Source organism: Ruminococcus sp. YRD2003 (assembly GCA_900109435.1).
Classification (GTDB): domain Bacteria; phylum Bacillota; class Clostridia; order Oscillospirales; family Ruminococcaceae; genus Ruminococcus; species Ruminococcus flavefaciens_G.
On record FNZT01000007.1, the window covers coordinates 193,574 to 208,885 of the forward strand.

17 protein-coding genes and 1 riboswitch are annotated in these 15,312 nt (G+C 52.6%); of the genes, 12 read left to right on the forward strand and 5 right to left on the reverse strand.

Annotation, left to right across the window (positions count from 1 at the left end; all coding sequences use genetic code 11):
* Positions 1 to 37: 37 nt before the first annotated feature.
* Positions 38 to 415: a putative ABC transporter permease gene (locus tag BMX22_RS07065; RefSeq protein ID WP_074741779.1), complete on the forward strand. Its 378-nt coding sequence runs from the start codon at positions 38 to 40 to the stop codon at positions 413 to 415.
* 11 nt (positions 416 to 426) lie between these two features.
* Here BMX22_RS07065 and BMX22_RS07070 read toward each other — a convergent pair whose 3' ends face one another.
* Together BMX22_RS07070 and BMX22_RS07075 are read right to left on the reverse strand one after the other, a co-directional pair.
* Positions 427 to 1,668 (reverse strand): triacylglycerol lipase, encoded by a 1,242-nt coding sequence (locus tag BMX22_RS07070; protein WP_207645875.1) that lies wholly within the window; start codon positions 1,666 to 1,668, stop codon positions 427 to 429.
* 129 nt (positions 1,669 to 1,797) lie between these two features.
* Positions 1,798 to 2,232 (reverse strand): zinc ribbon domain-containing protein, encoded by a 435-nt coding sequence (locus BMX22_RS07075; protein ID WP_031562285.1) that lies wholly within the window; start codon positions 2,230 to 2,232, stop codon positions 1,798 to 1,800.
* 301 nt (positions 2,233 to 2,533) lie between these two features.
* Here BMX22_RS07075 and BMX22_RS07080 point away from each other — a divergent pair, with 301 nt between their 5' ends.
* Positions 2,534 to 2,959 (forward strand): hypothetical protein, encoded by a 426-nt coding sequence (locus BMX22_RS07080; protein WP_074741780.1) that lies wholly within the window; start codon positions 2,534 to 2,536, stop codon positions 2,957 to 2,959.
* Positions 2,960 to 2,996: 37 nt separating this feature from the next.
* Here BMX22_RS07080 and BMX22_RS07085 read toward each other — a convergent pair whose 3' ends face one another.
* From BMX22_RS07085 to BMX22_RS07095, 3 genes are all read right to left on the reverse strand, one after another.
* Positions 2,997 to 3,983 carry a glycoside hydrolase family 25 protein gene (locus BMX22_RS07085; protein ID WP_074741781.1) on the reverse strand — a complete coding sequence of 329 codons (987 nt, stop codon included), beginning with the start codon at positions 3,981 to 3,983 and terminating at the stop codon, positions 2,997 to 2,999.
* Between the two features lie 96 nt (positions 3,984 to 4,079).
* The gene (locus BMX22_RS07090; RefSeq protein ID WP_074741782.1) at positions 4,080 to 5,363 is read right to left on the reverse strand and encodes a bifunctional folylpolyglutamate synthase/dihydrofolate synthase; all 1,284 of its coding nucleotides are present in this window, start codon (positions 5,361 to 5,363) and stop codon (positions 4,080 to 4,082) included.
* Complete coding sequence (locus BMX22_RS07095; RefSeq protein WP_074741783.1) at positions 5,338 to 5,931, reverse strand: folate family ECF transporter S component; 594 nt, start codon at positions 5,929 to 5,931, stop codon at positions 5,338 to 5,340. The genes BMX22_RS07090 and BMX22_RS07095 overlap by 26 nt, the downstream gene beginning before the upstream one ends.
* Before the next feature lie 64 nt (positions 5,932 to 5,995).
* A riboswitch (THF riboswitch) is annotated at positions 5,996 to 6,093 on the reverse strand.
* A 292-nt stretch (positions 6,094 to 6,385) separates the two neighbouring features.
* Here BMX22_RS07095 and BMX22_RS07100 point away from each other — a divergent pair.
* The 10 genes from BMX22_RS07100 to BMX22_RS07140 all read left to right on the forward strand — a co-directional run bounded on the left by BMX22_RS07100 (position 6,386) and on the right by BMX22_RS07140 (position 15,150).
* Positions 6,386 to 7,204 carry a Cof-type HAD-IIB family hydrolase gene (locus BMX22_RS07100; protein ID WP_074741784.1) on the forward strand — a complete coding sequence of 273 codons (819 nt, stop codon included), beginning with the start codon at positions 6,386 to 6,388 and terminating at the stop codon, positions 7,202 to 7,204.
* 214 nt (positions 7,205 to 7,418) lie between these two features.
* Positions 7,419 to 9,149: an indolepyruvate ferredoxin oxidoreductase subunit alpha gene (iorA, locus tag BMX22_RS07105; RefSeq protein WP_074741785.1), complete on the forward strand. Its 1,731-nt coding sequence runs from the start codon at positions 7,419 to 7,421 to the stop codon at positions 9,147 to 9,149.
* Between the two features lie 130 nt (positions 9,150 to 9,279).
* Complete coding sequence (locus BMX22_RS16405) at positions 9,280 to 9,441, forward strand: hypothetical protein (protein ID WP_177172982.1); 162 nt, start codon at positions 9,280 to 9,282, stop codon at positions 9,439 to 9,441.
* A 9-nt stretch (positions 9,442 to 9,450) separates the two neighbouring features.
* Positions 9,451 to 9,852, forward strand: a complete 402-nt coding sequence (locus BMX22_RS07110; RefSeq protein ID WP_074741786.1) for a hypothetical protein — start codon at positions 9,451 to 9,453, stop codon at positions 9,850 to 9,852.
* A 19-nt stretch (positions 9,853 to 9,871) separates the two neighbouring features.
* Entirely contained in the window at positions 9,872 to 10,453 is a 582-nt protein-coding gene (locus BMX22_RS07115) for an indolepyruvate oxidoreductase subunit beta (protein WP_074741787.1), read from the forward strand.
* Positions 10,454 to 10,495: 42 nt separating this feature from the next.
* Positions 10,496 to 12,010, forward strand: a complete 1,515-nt coding sequence (locus tag BMX22_RS07120) for a hypothetical protein (RefSeq protein ID WP_074741788.1) — start codon at positions 10,496 to 10,498, stop codon at positions 12,008 to 12,010.
* A 77-nt stretch (positions 12,011 to 12,087) separates the two neighbouring features.
* On the forward strand, positions 12,088 to 13,410 hold the full coding sequence (locus tag BMX22_RS07125; RefSeq protein ID WP_074741789.1) for a phenylacetate--CoA ligase family protein: 1,323 nt from the start codon (positions 12,088 to 12,090) through the stop codon (positions 13,408 to 13,410).
* Between the two features lie 60 nt (positions 13,411 to 13,470).
* A complete protein-coding gene (locus BMX22_RS07130; RefSeq protein WP_074741790.1) occupies positions 13,471 to 13,686 on the forward strand; it encodes a sporulation protein Cse60 in 216 nt (71 codons plus the stop codon).
* Between the two features lie 37 nt (positions 13,687 to 13,723).
* Positions 13,724 to 14,158 carry an ACT domain-containing protein gene (locus BMX22_RS07135; protein WP_074741791.1) on the forward strand — a complete coding sequence of 145 codons (435 nt, stop codon included), beginning with the start codon at positions 13,724 to 13,726 and terminating at the stop codon, positions 14,156 to 14,158.
* 215 nt (positions 14,159 to 14,373) lie between these two features.
* A complete protein-coding gene (locus tag BMX22_RS07140; protein ID WP_074741792.1) occupies positions 14,374 to 15,150 on the forward strand; it encodes a hypothetical protein in 777 nt (258 codons plus the stop codon).
* The last annotated feature ends 162 nt before the right edge of the window (positions 15,151 to 15,312 follow it).

The following is a 15,312-nucleotide window of genomic DNA, read 5'->3' on the forward strand; positions in this document are numbered from 1 at the left end:
GGCGCGGCTGCAAATACTATCCGTAAAGAGGTGTATTATGAAGCTTTCGCGCTATGCTTTTGTGTTTTTAATGGGATTCTTTCTGTATGCTTTTATTGAGGTTGCAGGAAGAGGCTATACTCACTGGACAATGTGTATTACGGGCGGGATAGTTCTCGCGGTCATTTATACTCTGAGCAGCAGGCCTGCGACCTCGCTGATACGAACCTGTCTGCTCGGGACTATCGCGATAACGGCGATAGAGTTTGCTGTCGGAGTATTCGACAATATCATCATGGGCTGGCAGGTGTGGGATTATTCGGATATCCCGCTGAATGTGCTTGGGCAGGTCTGTCCCCTGTTCAGTCTGCTGTGGTTCGTGCTGTGCATACCCGCGTATTTTTTATGCCGAAAGATAGCGCGTCAGCTCATGTAGGAGCTCCGCTTTTAATACCCTTCTCTCTTCAGCTCCGCGACGAGACCCGTGTAGAACTCGCGGACGTCGTAATCCTCGATATTCTCGCGCATGAGGTCGATGACGTCGCCGTGGCTGATGCCGCGGATATGTTTCGTGTCCACAAGTCGGAAACGGCCGTGCTTAGCGCTCTCCTCCCATACGAGACCGTCATTGCGTCCGTTGAGCTTCTTGATGATGAGATAGCTGATGCACAGCGGGAATCCCGCCGACAAAAAGCACTTCATCACCGACATACAGCTCCTGTACGAGACTGCGGGAGAATCAGGCATCTCCTTGTTCAGCGACTGCATCCGCACGGCGCTGAGGTCGCGCACGCCTGCCATAAAATCGGGACGGCTGTCTCCGAGCCTGCCGAATATCCTGTCATACTTTCGGGCAATGCCGTCAGCTATCTTCCCCGGCACCTTCCCGAGCAGAAAATCCACCATGTCACAGCCATTGTGCGGCGTATTTACGGTCGTGAGCGTCGCCACGTACTTATCCATGCCGAGGCAGCTTATCGCATAGCGCGAGTCGAGCCCGCCCTTTGAGTGAGCAATGATGTTTACCTTCTCTGCGCCCGTCTCCTCAATGACCTGCATTATAGCGGCTTTCAGCTCCACTGCGCTGTCGTGTACCGAGCGCGCCGACTGCTGATTGCCGTAGTAGACCAATGCGCCGTTGCGTTTGAGCTCCGCGGGGACTCTGCCCCAGTAGTTGAAAAACTGCCAGTCGCGGAAGAATATACCGTGTACCATGACTATCGGGTACTTCGTCCTGCATATCTCGTTCTCCGCACGGGATATGTCAAGCTCCGCCTTGTCCGCCTCGAACCAGTATTCGCGGCGCGCCTTTCTGAAGAAGTGGGCGAGCAAAACGAGGTTCAGCGGGAACAGCCACCAGAAAATGAACAGCAGCAGATAATCAAGCAGTTTCATCTGCTTTGAACCGATAGCTGTCCGCACGACCGCTACTATGAACGTCAGCAGCACCGCCAGTACAGGCATCACCACCGAGAACGCCTTAGCAACAGCTCCGCACGGTGTGAGGATGATATAGACTGCGATTATCAGCCATTCGCAGAGTATCGAGGCTCCCGTCAGCCACGTGAGGCTGAGTCCGCGCCGCAGCGACCTCATACGGAAGCTTTTAAGCGGCGTTTTCTCGCCGCGCAGCAGAATGACAAGGTAGACTATGCTGATGACGACGGTAAACACCACTCTCGCAGCCACAGGCACGCCCGTGAACGTTGTCCACAAAGGGACAAGATTGTAGAATACAAGCAGTAAAAAAAGGTCTAAAAATCTCATAATTATAAAAAGAAAGGACTGCTGCACCTGTGTGCAACAGTCCAATTGGTATTAGTAATTCTGGTTAGAATCTGCATTAAAGAACTGATTGCTGCTCTCTGTATAATAATCGTTGGGCTCGAGCGACATGAAATCATCGTCCTCCATGTCGGGAAGTCTTGCTCCGCAGCGTCCGCAGAACTGGAAGCGCTCGTTGACCTCAGCGTCACACTTGGGGCAGATCTTGTAGCCTCTGATGCCGTTGAGCTCGAATCTCATCTTCTTTATTCTTCTGCGTCTTGTATCAATGTCATCGCAAAGCACCTTGAGGTTAGCGGGATCCTCGTTGGGATTCTTGTAGTATTTCTTACCGATATCGGTAAATATCTCAACGATACGCTCCTCCTCGTACAGTATCTTTCTCTTCAGATTATTTGCCTCAGAGATACTTTTGGTCTTATCAGTCAAGCCCTTGCTCGCGTCACCGATCTTATCGAGAAGACCCATTGTACATCACTCCTATTGTATTATATGCCGAACGTGCAGCAGCAAGCCTCAGCTCCCACTGCCTCTGCATTTCTATTATACAATTTCTCTAAAAAAAAGTCAAGGGGTTTCATATTTTTTCTGATTTTGTCTGTTGTTTTACAAAAATAATCTTCAGCAAACAAGCTCATCGCTCAGAAACTCCTTCCGCAAGGGCTTCTCCTATGTTATAAGCAGTGACAAATGTCACTGCTGTAGTGACATTTTCAATCTTTATACACGCTGCGGATTGGGGTATAATACTTGCAAAGGGGGAGATATAATGAAAACTACTGTCAACAGGTTTGTCGGATATGCGGGGACTGCTCTCGGTGTGCTGATGTTCCTCACTCTGATACCGTCGGGAGCATCGCTGATAATCTCGCTCATGACCCGCGAACGCGGCAGCGACACCGTCCCTGCGATAACGTTCTGCTTCGCTGTGTTCTTCTCGGTCCTGACTGTTGCATTGCAGGGCGCGGATATCGCCCTTCTCGTGCTTTTTCTCACCGTAGGGCGCAAAAAAAGTCTCCTTATGAGCTGTCTTTTCCTGTTCGGAGGGATGCTCGTGAATATGCTGTTCGCGGGGACATATATGCTCCTCTCGGATACCCACGTCAGACTGTCGGCAGCCTATTGTCTCGTCATCGGGATGCTCTTTCTCGCCTCGGCGCTCGCGCTCAGCATCGGAAAAAGCGAAGCAGTATAGAAAAACAGCCCGAGATGTAATATTCTCGGGCTGTTTGTTACGTTGCTCCATCTTCCGAAGCTGTTTGCTCTGTCCCCGAATAGTCGCGGAAGCAGATGTTGAGGTCGACTCTGCCGTTTATTCCAGGAACTGTGCCGTCGCTCGAATACTGCCAGATGTCGTACTTGTAATAATATGTAGGCTTGTCGCCGTACTCAGCGAGCCAGAAGTCGTAGTCCTTCAGCCGCGGCAGGTCAAGCTTGTGCATCGCGGTGGACTTGTTCTGATATATCATCGGAGTATATCCTGCCGACCTGACGCGCTCGCAGAACGCGATGCAACAGTCAGCAAGCGTTTCTACGCCGACGTCATCTGTGCGGGCGTGGTCGTCAAAAATGAGCTCCCAGTCGTATACAACGGGATACTTTATTTCATAGCCCGATATCGCATCAAGAACAGCGTCAGCCTCCTCGATAGCCTCGTCGGTGGTGGTCGCCTGAGAGAAGAAGTACACTCCCGTGTCGATACCTGCGGCGTGAGCTTTTTCGAGGTTGTCGGTGAAGCTCTCGTCCATGGTGACTACTCCGCCGCCATAAGTGCGGTATCCTGCGCGTATCATCGCGAAGTCAATACCCGCGCCCTTGACCTTGCCCCAGTCTATCTCGCCCTGATGCTCGGAAATGTCAACACCCGTGACCGACTTGACCGTATCTCCCTCCATGTAGAAGGAGTAGCCGTTGCGGGTGACTATCTTATCGGTGTCAATGTCGCTGACGGGCACATCGCTGTATACAGGCACGAACACCTCGCCGAGCGTAGTATCGTGCATGAGTATCTTTTTGCCGTCGAGCTGGTAGTAGGTCTCCTCTTTTTCTATGACCGGACGAGTGCGTACCTCGGGGTCCTGCTCGGCAGCCGGTACTGCATCCTTTCCGCCGCGAATGAATATAAAACCGACAAAAACGACTGCCATAAAGAGTATTATCATCGCTTCAAGGAGCGCTATGACCTTGAAGAGAGCGCTTTTTCTGTTTGCCGAAGCCATTTTGTCCTCCGTTTTGTTTCTTTTTTTCTATGATACCATAAAAGTCGGCATTTGTAAACAAAACAGCCGATAATTTGCAATTATTTTGCAGCGGGGTCACTGTACTCCGATTTTGCCCAGCTCCTCGCAGAACTCGCTGTACATATAGAGCGAGCCGAGCGCTATCAGCGGCAGTCCGCTCTCCTTTGCATAGGAGTAAGCCGCCCTGACACCTTCGCCGAAGTCGGTGAAGCTCTGCGCCTCTATGCCCGCACGCGTGAATTCTCGGGCAAGGACGCTGCTCTCGAGAGCGCGCGGATTATCGGGCTTGACTGTAAATGCGCGGCTGACGTACTGTCCGAGTATCGACGGATAGAGCCCGTACTCCTTGTCCGCCATCACGCCGACAAGCAGAGCAACCTTTCCGCCGCCGAAGCATTGGCAGATGCTCGCCGCCGCCTGACGTATGCCGTCGGGATTGTGTGCGCCGTCGAATATGACAACGGGGTCGGAGCTCAGGAGCTCGAATCTGCCGTGCCATTTGGTCTCGGAAAGACCTCTGCGGATGGCTTCGTCAGGGATATCCAGTCCCTCACGGCGAAGAAGCTCCACAGCCGTGAGGACGTTTGCGATATTGTATATCTGGTATGTACCGATAAGCGGTACGCGCGCCTTGCCGAATCCGTCAAACTCGACCTCTGTGCCGTTTATGCCAGTGGACGTGCCGAGTGTGCGAAAGTGGTCGGTGACGCTGAGAGGGGCATTCTTTTCAAAAGCAGCCACAGTTATGACCTCGAATGCGTCAAGGTCGGTGCCGCCGTAGAGGACAGGTCTACCCTCCTTGATGATGCCTGCCTTATGACGCGCGATGTCGCGGACTGTCTCGCCGAGGAAGGCTGTGTGGTCGAGGGCTACATTGGTGATGACGGAGAGCAGCGGCGACTCCACAACGTTCGTGGAATCGGTATCTCCGCCCATTCCGCACTCGATTATCGCAACATTGCAGTCCACGCGGCGGAAGAGCTCGTATGCCGCGGCGGTGAGCACCTCGAATTCGGTGGGCTTGTCGTCCATGGACTCAGCCGCAGGGATGACGTCACACATCACCCAGTCAAGGACGTTGAGGGATATTTCGCGGCAGTTTATTCGGAAACTGTCTGTTACGCCCGTGAGCGCAGGCGAGGAAAAGGTGCCCACAACATATCCCGATGCGCGGAGAATATGGCTGAGCATAGCCGAAAACGAGCCTTTTCCGTTGGTTCCTGCCACGTGTATTATCTTTGTTTCGTTCTGCGGGTCGCCGAGGAGCCGACAGAGCTCGGTAATGCGTTCGAGCCCGAGCTTGCTGCCTCTCTTAGCGGCGGTCTTCAGGTATTCAAGCGTTTGAACGTATCTTTCCATGGTTGCATATCCTGTCGAGGCAGCGTGAGAACGCCTCGTTTTTCATAATAACGGCGATGAGGAAGGATTCAACGGCTACTATGCCTATATACAGAGGGATCCGCCATGCGAACATTATCGCTATCGGGTACTGTCCGCCAAAGAGGTAATACAGCCCGATAGTCTTGATAACCATTGAACCTGCGATGTGTCCCGCAAGGTCAGCGAGAACAACAGCAAGCGTCTTGTTGTTCTTGAACATATACATCGACACTATCCCCGAAACAACGCCGATGCTGATGAATCCTACGGTTGTCACGGGGTTGGGCGGATAGCCCTTGAGCAGACAGCCGAACAGGTCTGCTCCGAGACCTACTGCTCCGCCGACAAATGGACCGAACCATATACCCGCCATGACGATCGGCAGATTCTCGATGCCTATTCTCGCGAAGGGCATGACGTCAATGGAGAACACCTTGCCGACAGCACCGCTGAGGGCGGTGAGAAATGCCGCGATGATGAGCACGCGGACGTTCCCGAACAGCTTGAGGTTGTTCACGGGCGAATTTTTTGCTTTTGTAGTATACATAAAAAACCTCCTTTTCCACATCATACGACAAGAAAAGGAGGCGTACCTCTTGTAAGTTGTCCTATGAAGCGGGATGCAAAGCGCGAACCGCGGTATGACACCTTCGTCCTGCCGACAACTCCCCGTCCGACAGGCACTTAACGAACTCGCTTTTACTCTTCAGCTTGCGGTGAATCGACTTTCACCGATAATATTATACGATACGAGCAGAAACAAGTCAATAGGCGGGGATAAATTTGGCATTTTACACTATTAGCGCAATATCTGCGCATTTTTTTTGTAAATGGTGCAAAGCTGAGCACGCTGCTCGGTTTGGGCAGTATACACATGAATGAACGGGGATATTCGTGTATAATAACGAATCTCGGGAGAGGAAGCATTTATTTCTTTATTTTTTTATAAAACTGTGATATACTATTATTGTGTCTAACTATGCGCCGAAGGAGAATAGAAAATGAAAACGCTGTATGTATCCGACCTTGACGGAACCCTTTTAAGTCCAGAGCCTGCGATAACGAAGCATACTGCGGAGGTCATCAACTCCCTCATCGCAAGAGGTATGCACTTCACTTTTGCCACCGCAAGAAGCATTTATTCTGCTCTGCCGATAACCTCGGCGCTGGATATAAATGTCCCCTGCCTGCTGATGAACGGCGTGAGCGTATACGACATCGCGGCGCGAAGCTACATAAAAAGCGAGTACATATCTACCGAAGCTTCGGCAGAGGTGCTCGCCGCCTTCGAGAGGCACGGCATACGCTGCTTTATGTACCGTATCGACGGCGAGTGGCTGACCTGCTATTACTCCGAGCTCACCACAAAGGTGATGCGGAGCTTCGCAGAGGTCAGAAAGCACGAATACAAGAAGCCGTTCGTACAGGTGCCGCGTCTTGCAGACTTCGCAAACGGCGATACCGTCTATTTCACGACTACAGGTCCGCACGATGACCTGTATCCGCTGAAATGCGAGATAGAGCAGATAAATGGCGTCAGCCACGCATTCTACCTCGATGTGTACAACGGTGAGTGGTACCTTGAGGTGTTCTCCGACAAAGCCTCAAAGGCGAACGGCATTCGCTTTCTGCGTGACAAATACGGCTTTGACAAAGTTGTCGCTTTCGGAGACAACCTCAATGACCTCAGCCTGTTCGAGGCGGCTGACGTGAAAATAGCCGTCGGCAACGCCAAGGAGGAGCTCAAGAACGCGGCGGATATCGTGATAGGCACCAACTCCGAGGACGGCGTCGCGAAGTGGCTCAGAAAAAATTCATAATGCGTGATTAAATGGCTGACAGTGAATATTAAAGCCGTTAGCCGTTAGCCCTTAGCCTTTAGCTTATGGTATCGCCTTGCGGCGATATGATTTAAAAAATCGTCCGCGTCAGCGGACACCGCAAGCTAATGGCTAACGGCTAAAAGCTAATGGCTGACAACAATTGCTGTCAGCCGCATATCATATATTTTCAACACGAAAGGAAATACATAAAATGAAGAAACTCATGCTTGGAAATGAAGCCTTTGCAAGGGGATTGTACGAAGCCGGATGTAAGGTAGTATCAAGCTACCCCGGTACCCCCTCCACCGAGATAACCGAGGAGGTCGCTAAGTACGACGAGGTATACGCGGAGTGGGCTCCCAACGAGAAGGTCGCAATGGAAACTGCTCTGGGCGCTTCTATCGCGGGCGCAAGGAGCTTCTGCGGAATGAAGCACGTCGGACTCAACGTTGCCGCTGACCCGCTCTATACCGCGGGATATACGGGCGTTAATGCGGGAATGGTCATCGCCGTTGCCGACGACCAGGGTATGCACTCCTCTCAGAACGAGCAGGACAGCCGCCACCACGCTATAGCTTCAAAGGTGCCCATGCTCGAACCCTCGGATTCGACCGAGTGCAAGGAATTCGTCAAGCTCGCATTCGAGCTCTCCGAGCAGTTCGATGCTCCGTTCATCGTGAGAATGTCTACCCGCGTTGCTCATTCCCAGAGCATTGTCGAGATAGAGGACAGACAGGAGCTTGAGCTCAAACCCTACGTGAAGACACCGCAGAAATTCGTTATGATGCCCGCTTTCGCAAAGGGCAGACACGTTTTCGTCGAGGAGCGCACAAAGAAACTCATCGAGTACGCTGAGACAACTCCCCTCAACAGGGTCGAGATATCCGACAAGGCTGAATTCGGCGTTATCACTAACGGTGCCGCTTATCAGTACGTCAAGGAGGCTCTCGGCGAGAAGGCTTCCGTGCTGAAGCTCGGCATGGTGAACCCCCTCCCCGAGAAGCTGATACAGGACTTCGCTGCTAAGTACGAGCAGGTGTACGTCATCGAGGAGCTCGACGGCATCATCGAGGCACACTGCCGCAACATCGGCGTCACAAACGTAAAGGGCAAGGAGATATTCGGCTACATAGGCGAGCTCCCGCAGTCCGTCATCGCCGAGAAGCTCCTCGGCGAAAAGAAGGAATTCTCGGCTCTCGAGGACAATATCCCTGTCCGTCCGCCCGTAATGTGCCCCGGATGTCCTCACCGCGGACTGTTCTACTGCCTCAAGAAGCTCGGCGTTACCGTTTCGGGCGATATCGGCTGCTATACTCTCGGAGCCGCAGCACCGCTCAACGCTATCGACACCACTATCTGTATGGGAGCTTCCATTTCGGGACTCCACGGCTTCAACAAGGCTCGCGGAGCTGAGTCCGAACACAAGACCGTTGCTGTTATCGGTGATTCCACCTTCATGCACAGCGGTATGACGGGGCTTGTAAATATCGCTTACAACAACTCAAATTCAACTGTTATCATACTCGACAACTCAATCACAGGCATGACAGGTCATCAGCAGAACCCGACAACAGGCAAGAACCTCAAGGGCGACCCTGCTGCGGCTGTAAACCTCGAAGAGCTCTGCAAGGCTATCGGTATCAAGCGCGTGCGCGTGACAGACCCGTACAAGCTCGCCGAGACAGAGGCGGCGATAAAGGAGGAGCTCGCTGCTGACGAGGCTTCCGTTATCATCTCACGCAGACCGTGCGCTCTGCTCAAGTACGTCAAGCACAACCCGCCTTTCAAGGTAAACACCGAAAAGTGCGTGGGCTGCAAGATGTGCATGAAACTCGGATGTCCCGCTATCTCGATGAGAGACGGCAAGGCTGTCATCGACCATACTCAGTGCGTAGGCTGCGGCATATGCAAGGAGCAGTGCAAGGTCGGAGCCATCGAATAAACTGTATGAAACAGCCGCAGCCAAGCTGCCTGCGGGGGCTCCCCGCCTGCGGCATCTGCAAGGAGCAGTGCAAGATGGCGCTATAGAGTAGGGAACGCCGCCCTCGGCGTTCCGCATATAAGGAGTAAACATGAAAATAAGAAAAATCAACTGCCCGTACTGCAATATAGAAATGAAATACATTAGTACAGAACGTATACAGCTCGGACGCACAGGCTGGATAGCACTTCCTGTGAGCATCTACGAATGTCCGACGTGCTCCAAGCTCGAATTTTTCAGATACAAAAAATGAGGTAAGAAAATGCTACAACTACCGATATACGAGGAATTCGCCCACTGGCTGGACGACCTCCTCGAAAATAACGATATGCCCGAGGATGCAGCGGCTTTCTGCTTCAACCTCTATGAGGAGTCCGACGAGGAACACCTCTACGCGGCACAGCTCATCGCATCCGACCGATTCGACCCAGACGACGAAGAGGGCGAATGGGCGTGCGAGGAGATATGGAGCTGCGAGGAAAACATCTTCACCGTCGATACCTCCGACGAGGACGATACGGGACGGGAACACGCTCAGGAACTCTTCTGCGAGATGATAGATGAGTACCTGAAAAACGGCAAGTACGGACATATCCTCACAGACAGCAAGGGCGTTGCGGCAGGCTTCGTGGACGAAGAGCTGCAAATGCTTCATACGAAATAACATCAAAGGAGTAATATAAATGGAAACGAAATCAATCATGATAGTCGGCGTAGGCGGACAGGGTTCACTGCTCGCTTCAAGACTGCTCGGCGACGTGCTTCTCGCACAGGGCTATGACGTAAAGGTCAGCGAGGTCCACGGCATGAGCCAGCGCGGCGGCTCGGTAGTTACATACGTAAAGTACGGCGATAAGGTATACTCGCCCATTATAGAGAAGGGCGAGGCTGACGCTGTTATCTCCTTCGAGCTGCTCGAGGCGGCAAGGTGTCTCCCCTACCTCAAAAAGGGCGGTCATCTCATCACCTCCACACAGCAGATAGACCCCATGCCCGTCATCACGGGCGCGGCTGAATACCCCGAGGACCTCGTCGGCAAGCTCAGAGCTGCGGGCGCGGAGCTCGTAGCGGTAGACGCCCTCTCTCTCGCAGAGCAGGCAGGTACGGCAAAGGCTTCAAATGTTGTACTTATGGGCGTCCTCGCAGCTCGCATGGACTATCCCATGGAGCTCTGGCAGAAGGCTATCGAGGACCGCGTACCCGCTAAGTTCCTCGAACTCAACAAGAAGGCTTTCGAGCTCGGACTCAACGCAAAATCGGTCTGAGCTGATTCCAAATCAGAAATATCAATTCTTGGGGGGATTGCTATGAAACGATTTGGCGCATTTATCCTGTCGCTGACGTTGGCGGCTTCTCTTACAGCCTGCGGACCATTCCAGTCCGATATGATAGAATACTACGAGGAGCCCTCGACCGAGGAAACTGCGGCGGATACGACGTCCGCCGACTCGGAGAGCGACCTCCCGAACAGCTATGAGGAACGTCAGACCTGCTCCAAGACCCTCGTCAACGACGAGAGACCCGAGGTAGTCAAGATACGCTTTTCGGGTCTGTGCGACGGCAATATCAAGAGACACGCGAACGTTGACGACTTATACGGTGTGGATTACATCTCCAGCGGAGTGGTCGGACTTGTCGGTCCGCCGATAGAGATAACCTACGATGAATCCGTGACCGACCCCGAGCTGTGCTTCGTCTACGACAAGGAGCAGCTCCGCGGGATCCCCGAGAAAAACCTCGTGATGCTTTACTATAACGAGGACGAACAGTCCTACGACACTGTAGAAGGCTTCAAGCTCGATACCGACGGCAGTAAGGTCTCCGCATACATAGACAAGCAGGGAGTTTACCTGCTCGCCGACGCATATCAGTGGTACGGCGCATGGGGCTTTGACGTTTCAAAATACGCCTATGATGCCAACGCGACCGCATACGAGACCGACTGGGAACGCGAATGGGATACGGGCAGTATCATGGAGCTCGCCGACAAGCAGTGGGCTAAGGACAATGCTCCCGATTTCCACGTTTCTACAGCAGAAGAGCTTGCCTCTGCCGTCTACTACGTAAACGGCATCAACAAGGACGGAGCTCCCGTAAATATCACTCTCGAGGACGATATCGACCTCACGGGCTACGACTGGATGCCGATAGGCTGGAGTAACGCGGGCGATCACCGATTCTCGGGCGAGGTCGACGGCAAAGGTCATAACATAAACGGTATGAAGATCGCGCTTGACTATGAGGACTGCGGCTTCATCGGCTATGGTACAGACGTGGTGATGCACGATATCAGCTTCACGAATGCCGACGTAAGCGGCACGGCTTGTACGGGTATCGCAGGCGGTGAGATATACTTCACGACTACCTGGACGAATGTCCGCGTGCAGGGCAGAGTATCGGGAGGCAGTGATGACTACGGCGCCATTATCGGCAGAGAGACATCTATTACCTTCAAAAACTGCGCCGCAGACGTGACCGTCGACGGTAAGCCCTTCGATTACCTCTCCTACAGACAAAAGCGCGAGGACGAGGTCGAGGTCGTGGAGACATTCCACCTCACCCGAAACGACGACGGCACTATCACTCGCGACGAACACGACGGATTCCAAAGCCTTACTTGGCATATAGAGCTTGACGGGGTCCAGGTACTCAGACGGTCGGCTGAAAATCCGCGCACGGGTGCGGCTGAACTCAGCCTTGATACGTCATATCAGTGGATAAAGGGCAGCGAGGGCAAGCACACGGTCTACCTCGTCGCATATATCAACGGCACCTATGTGCGCGTCAGCAACATCATCGAATACGAGGGTACGGGAAACTGATACCTTGTATATATCATAATGATCCAAACATCTCTGGATATGCATAATATCTTAATTAACAAGGAGTATGAAGTCCAATGGAAAAGTATTGGGACAAGGACATCGAAACGATGCCCCGCGAGGACATGAAGGCTCTTCAGAGCGAACGCCTCGTAAAGCAAGTCAAGCACGTGTATGACAACGTGAAGTACTACCGCGACCTCATGGATAAGAAAGGCGTCAAGCCCGAGGATATCAAGAGCGTCGACGATCTGCACAAGCTTCCTTTCATCAGCAAAGCCGACCTGCGCGACGGTTACCCTTACGGTCTGCTCGCAGTTCCGCTGAAGGACTGCGTGCGCATTCACTCAACGAGCGGTACCACGGGAAAGCGCGTTGTAGCATTCTATACGCAGAACGACATTGATATGTGGGACAACTGCGTTGCAAGAGCTATAACTGCGGCGGGCGGCACCAATGAAGATGTCGTTCAGGTCGCTTACGGATTCGGTCTGTTCACGGGCGGTGCAGGTATCAACGGAGGCTCACATAAGGTCGGCTGTCTGACTCTGCCTATGTCATCGGGAAATACCGACAGACAGATACAGTTCATGCAGGACCTCGGAGCTACTATACTCTGCTGTACGCCTTCATATGCGGCGTATATCGGCGAGACAATCGCTGAAATGGGCATATCTCCCGATGATCTCAAGCTCAAGGCGGGTATCTTCGGTGCCGAGCCCTGGACTGAGGAAATGCGTCAGACTATCGAAACGTCACTCGGCATAAAAGCATATGACATCTACGGTCTCACCGAGACAAGCGGTCCCGGTGTTGCCTTCGAGTGCTCGGAGCAGAAAGGTATGCACATCAACGAGGATAACTTCATCCCCGAAATAATCGACCCCGATACGGGCGAGGTGCTCCCCGACGGTGAGGTCGGCGAGCTCGTATTCACAAGCATCACCAAGGAAGCATTCCCGCTTCTCAGATACCGCACACGCGACCTCTGCGTGCTCAGCAGGGGCAAGTGCTCGTGCGGACGCACACTCGTCAAGATGACCAAGCCCATGGGCAGAAGCGACGACATGATGATAATCCGCGGCGTAAACGTATTCCCGTCGCAGATAGAGACCGTACTCATCGCTGAGGGCTACGCTCCCAACTACATCATCGAGGTCGACCGCGTCAACAACAGCGACACCCTCGACATCAGCGTCGAGATGAAGCCCGAACAGTTCTCGGACAAGGTTAAGGATATGCAGGATCAGGAACGCGCTCTCGCTCTCGCTATCAAGACCATGCTCGGCATAAATCCCAAGGTTCACCTTGTATCACCCAAGTCCATCACAAGAAGTGAAGGCAAGGCTGTCCGCGTCATAGACAAGCGCAAGCTCCACGACGCGCCCGCCAAGAAGTAACGTGATTCAGGCAGAGCTTCTGCCGCGAATTATACATTTTATTTTAAAGGAGAAATTATCATGAAAGTAAAGATCTTTTCAACAAGCTTCCAGCCCGCTCAGGAGAAATACGAGAAGTATGCTAACTTCGAGAACGATATCAACGAGTTTATCGCTACCGTTAAGGTAATCGACATCAAGTACAGCACTGCGGCAGGTCTCTGCCATGATGCTCAGACTCACGTAAACGAGTTTATCGAGGACTTCTCCGCCCTCGTAATATACGAGGAGAAGTAAGCTCCGATACGTAAATAATCTGCAAGGAGGAACTTCAATGGCATATGTAAAACAGATCTCAGTATTTCTGGACAATAAACCGAATCAGCTTACAGGCGTAATGAAACTGCTCAAAAATCACAGGATCAACATAAGAGCCCTCAGCATAGCAGATACCAAGGACTTCGGGATACTCAGAATGATAGTCGATGATACGGACAAGGCTGTCGACACTCTGAGAGAGGCGTCTTACGCCGTAGCAGAGACCGAGATAGTTGCTATCACTATCCCCGATACTCCCGGACAGCTCAGCCGCGTGCTCGATATCCTCGGCGAACAGAACGTCAATATCGAATACCTTTACGCTTTCCTCGGAAAGTCTGACAGGTCGGTATCTTTCGTTATCCGCGTCGATGACAACGACGCTGCGTATGCGGCTCTCGAAAACGGCGGTATCATAAGGCTGACAGCCAACGACATCTCCGAAATGTGACAATATTTTCAGGCGGCAGAGGGGCGGATCCCCTTCTGCCGCCTTTTTTTGCGGATATTTCTTGTTTTTCGGCTTATGAGCTGCTCCGTACAAAAAAATTTCAAAAATTTTTTTGAATTACCCCGCTTTTTGGAAATGTGCTCCGTAAACTACTAACAGAAGCTCGAAAAGAGCTAAAGCAAAACCGAAAATTTATTAAAAAGGAGTAATTCATCATGAAAAACAAGAAGTCAATCATCGCTGCTATCGCAGCAGTATCCATCCTCTCCACAGCAACAGGCGTGACATCGTTCGCTGCTATCACACTTTCTGACGACAAGCCCGCTGAGACAGTTGAGGTTACGACCGAGACTGCTACAGAGGCTGAGGCTGTTGAATCAACAGAGGCTGCCGAGGACGAGGCGACTCCTGCTGCTGAGGAAGAGACTGCTGCTCCCGCTGAGGAGGCTGAGAAGCCCACTGCTCCCGAGCTCGTAAAGCCCGAGGAAAAGGAAGAGGCTGAAAAGCCCGAGGAGAAGGAAGAGGCTGAGAAGCCCGCTCCGAAGAAGCACGTTGGCAAGCACGAGATCTGCGAGAAGATCGACGAGACTTTCGACATCGATGCTCAGGATTTCAAGAGCGCTGACGCTAAGGCTTCATGGTTCGATTTCATCAAGGAAGGTCTTGAGCCCAAGGCTCCCAAGGCTCCCGAGAAGGACGACAAGACAAAGCCCGAGCCGCCTGTAGCTCCCGAGAAGCCCGTTATCGAGGATGGCGAGAAGCCCGAGCCGCCCGTTGCTCCCGAGAAGCCCGCTAAGCTTGATGAGGCTGAGAAGCCTGTTCCGCCTGTAGCTCCCGAGAAACCCGCTAAGCCCGACGAGGCTGAGAAGCCCGTTCCGCCCGTTGCTCCCAAGGCTCCCGAGAAGAACGACAAGGGACCTAAGGGACCCAAGGCTCACGAGAAGGCAGCTGAGGAAGTTGTAGAAGAGGCAACAGAGGCCGCAGCTGAATAACTACCTCCTTTCCTATATCGCGCGGCAAATGCGCTGACTATCCGCCTCTAATGGGTAAACAGCGTAAGCCGCGCTCCCCCAAAAGCAAACTCTGATATAGATTGATGAATAGAAACATAAAAAGGGCAGTCCTGCGAGGACTGCCTTTTTTGTGTAAATTAT

What these genes read in the sequence shown, in the direction of transcription:
- BMX22_RS07080 (WP_074741780.1), top strand. Translation starts at nt 2,534, where the DNA reads ATGAAAACTACTGTCAACAGGTTTGTCGGATATGCGGGGACTGCTCTC.
- BMX22_RS16405 (WP_177172982.1), top strand. Translation starts at nt 9,280, where the DNA reads ATGAAAATAAGAAAAATCAACTGCCCGTACTGCAATATAGAAATGAAA.
- BMX22_RS07110 (WP_074741786.1), top strand. Translation starts at nt 9,451, where the DNA reads ATGCTACAACTACCGATATACGAGGAATTCGCCCACTGGCTGGACGAC.
- BMX22_RS07085 (WP_074741781.1), bottom strand. Translation starts at nt 3,983, where the DNA reads ATGGCTTCGGCAAACAGAAAAAGCGCTCTCTTCAAGGTCATAGCGCTC.
- BMX22_RS07135 (WP_074741791.1), top strand. Translation starts at nt 13,724, where the DNA reads ATGGCATATGTAAAACAGATCTCAGTATTTCTGGACAATAAACCGAAT.
- BMX22_RS07130 (WP_074741790.1), top strand. Translation starts at nt 13,471, where the DNA reads ATGAAAGTAAAGATCTTTTCAACAAGCTTCCAGCCCGCTCAGGAGAAA.
- BMX22_RS07100 (WP_074741784.1), top strand. Translation starts at nt 6,386, where the DNA reads ATGAAAACGCTGTATGTATCCGACCTTGACGGAACCCTTTTAAGTCCA.
- BMX22_RS07095 (WP_074741783.1), bottom strand. Translation starts at nt 5,931, where the DNA reads ATGTATACTACAAAAGCAAAAAATTCGCCCGTGAACAACCTCAAGCTG.
- BMX22_RS07125 (WP_074741789.1), top strand. Translation starts at nt 12,088, where the DNA reads ATGGAAAAGTATTGGGACAAGGACATCGAAACGATGCCCCGCGAGGAC.
- BMX22_RS07090 (WP_074741782.1), bottom strand. Translation starts at nt 5,363, where the DNA reads ATGGAAAGATACGTTCAAACGCTTGAATACCTGAAGACCGCCGCTAAG.
- BMX22_RS07075 (WP_031562285.1), bottom strand. Translation starts at nt 2,232, where the DNA reads ATGGGTCTTCTCGATAAGATCGGTGACGCGAGCAAGGGCTTGACTGAT.
- BMX22_RS07120 (WP_074741788.1), top strand. Translation starts at nt 10,496, where the DNA reads ATGAAACGATTTGGCGCATTTATCCTGTCGCTGACGTTGGCGGCTTCT.
- iorA (WP_074741785.1), top strand. Translation starts at nt 7,419, where the DNA reads ATGAAGAAACTCATGCTTGGAAATGAAGCCTTTGCAAGGGGATTGTAC.
- BMX22_RS07140 (WP_074741792.1), top strand. Translation starts at nt 14,374, where the DNA reads ATGAAAAACAAGAAGTCAATCATCGCTGCTATCGCAGCAGTATCCATC.
- BMX22_RS07065 (WP_074741779.1), top strand. Translation starts at nt 38, where the DNA reads ATGAAGCTTTCGCGCTATGCTTTTGTGTTTTTAATGGGATTCTTTCTG.
- BMX22_RS07115 (WP_074741787.1), top strand. Translation starts at nt 9,872, where the DNA reads ATGGAAACGAAATCAATCATGATAGTCGGCGTAGGCGGACAGGGTTCA.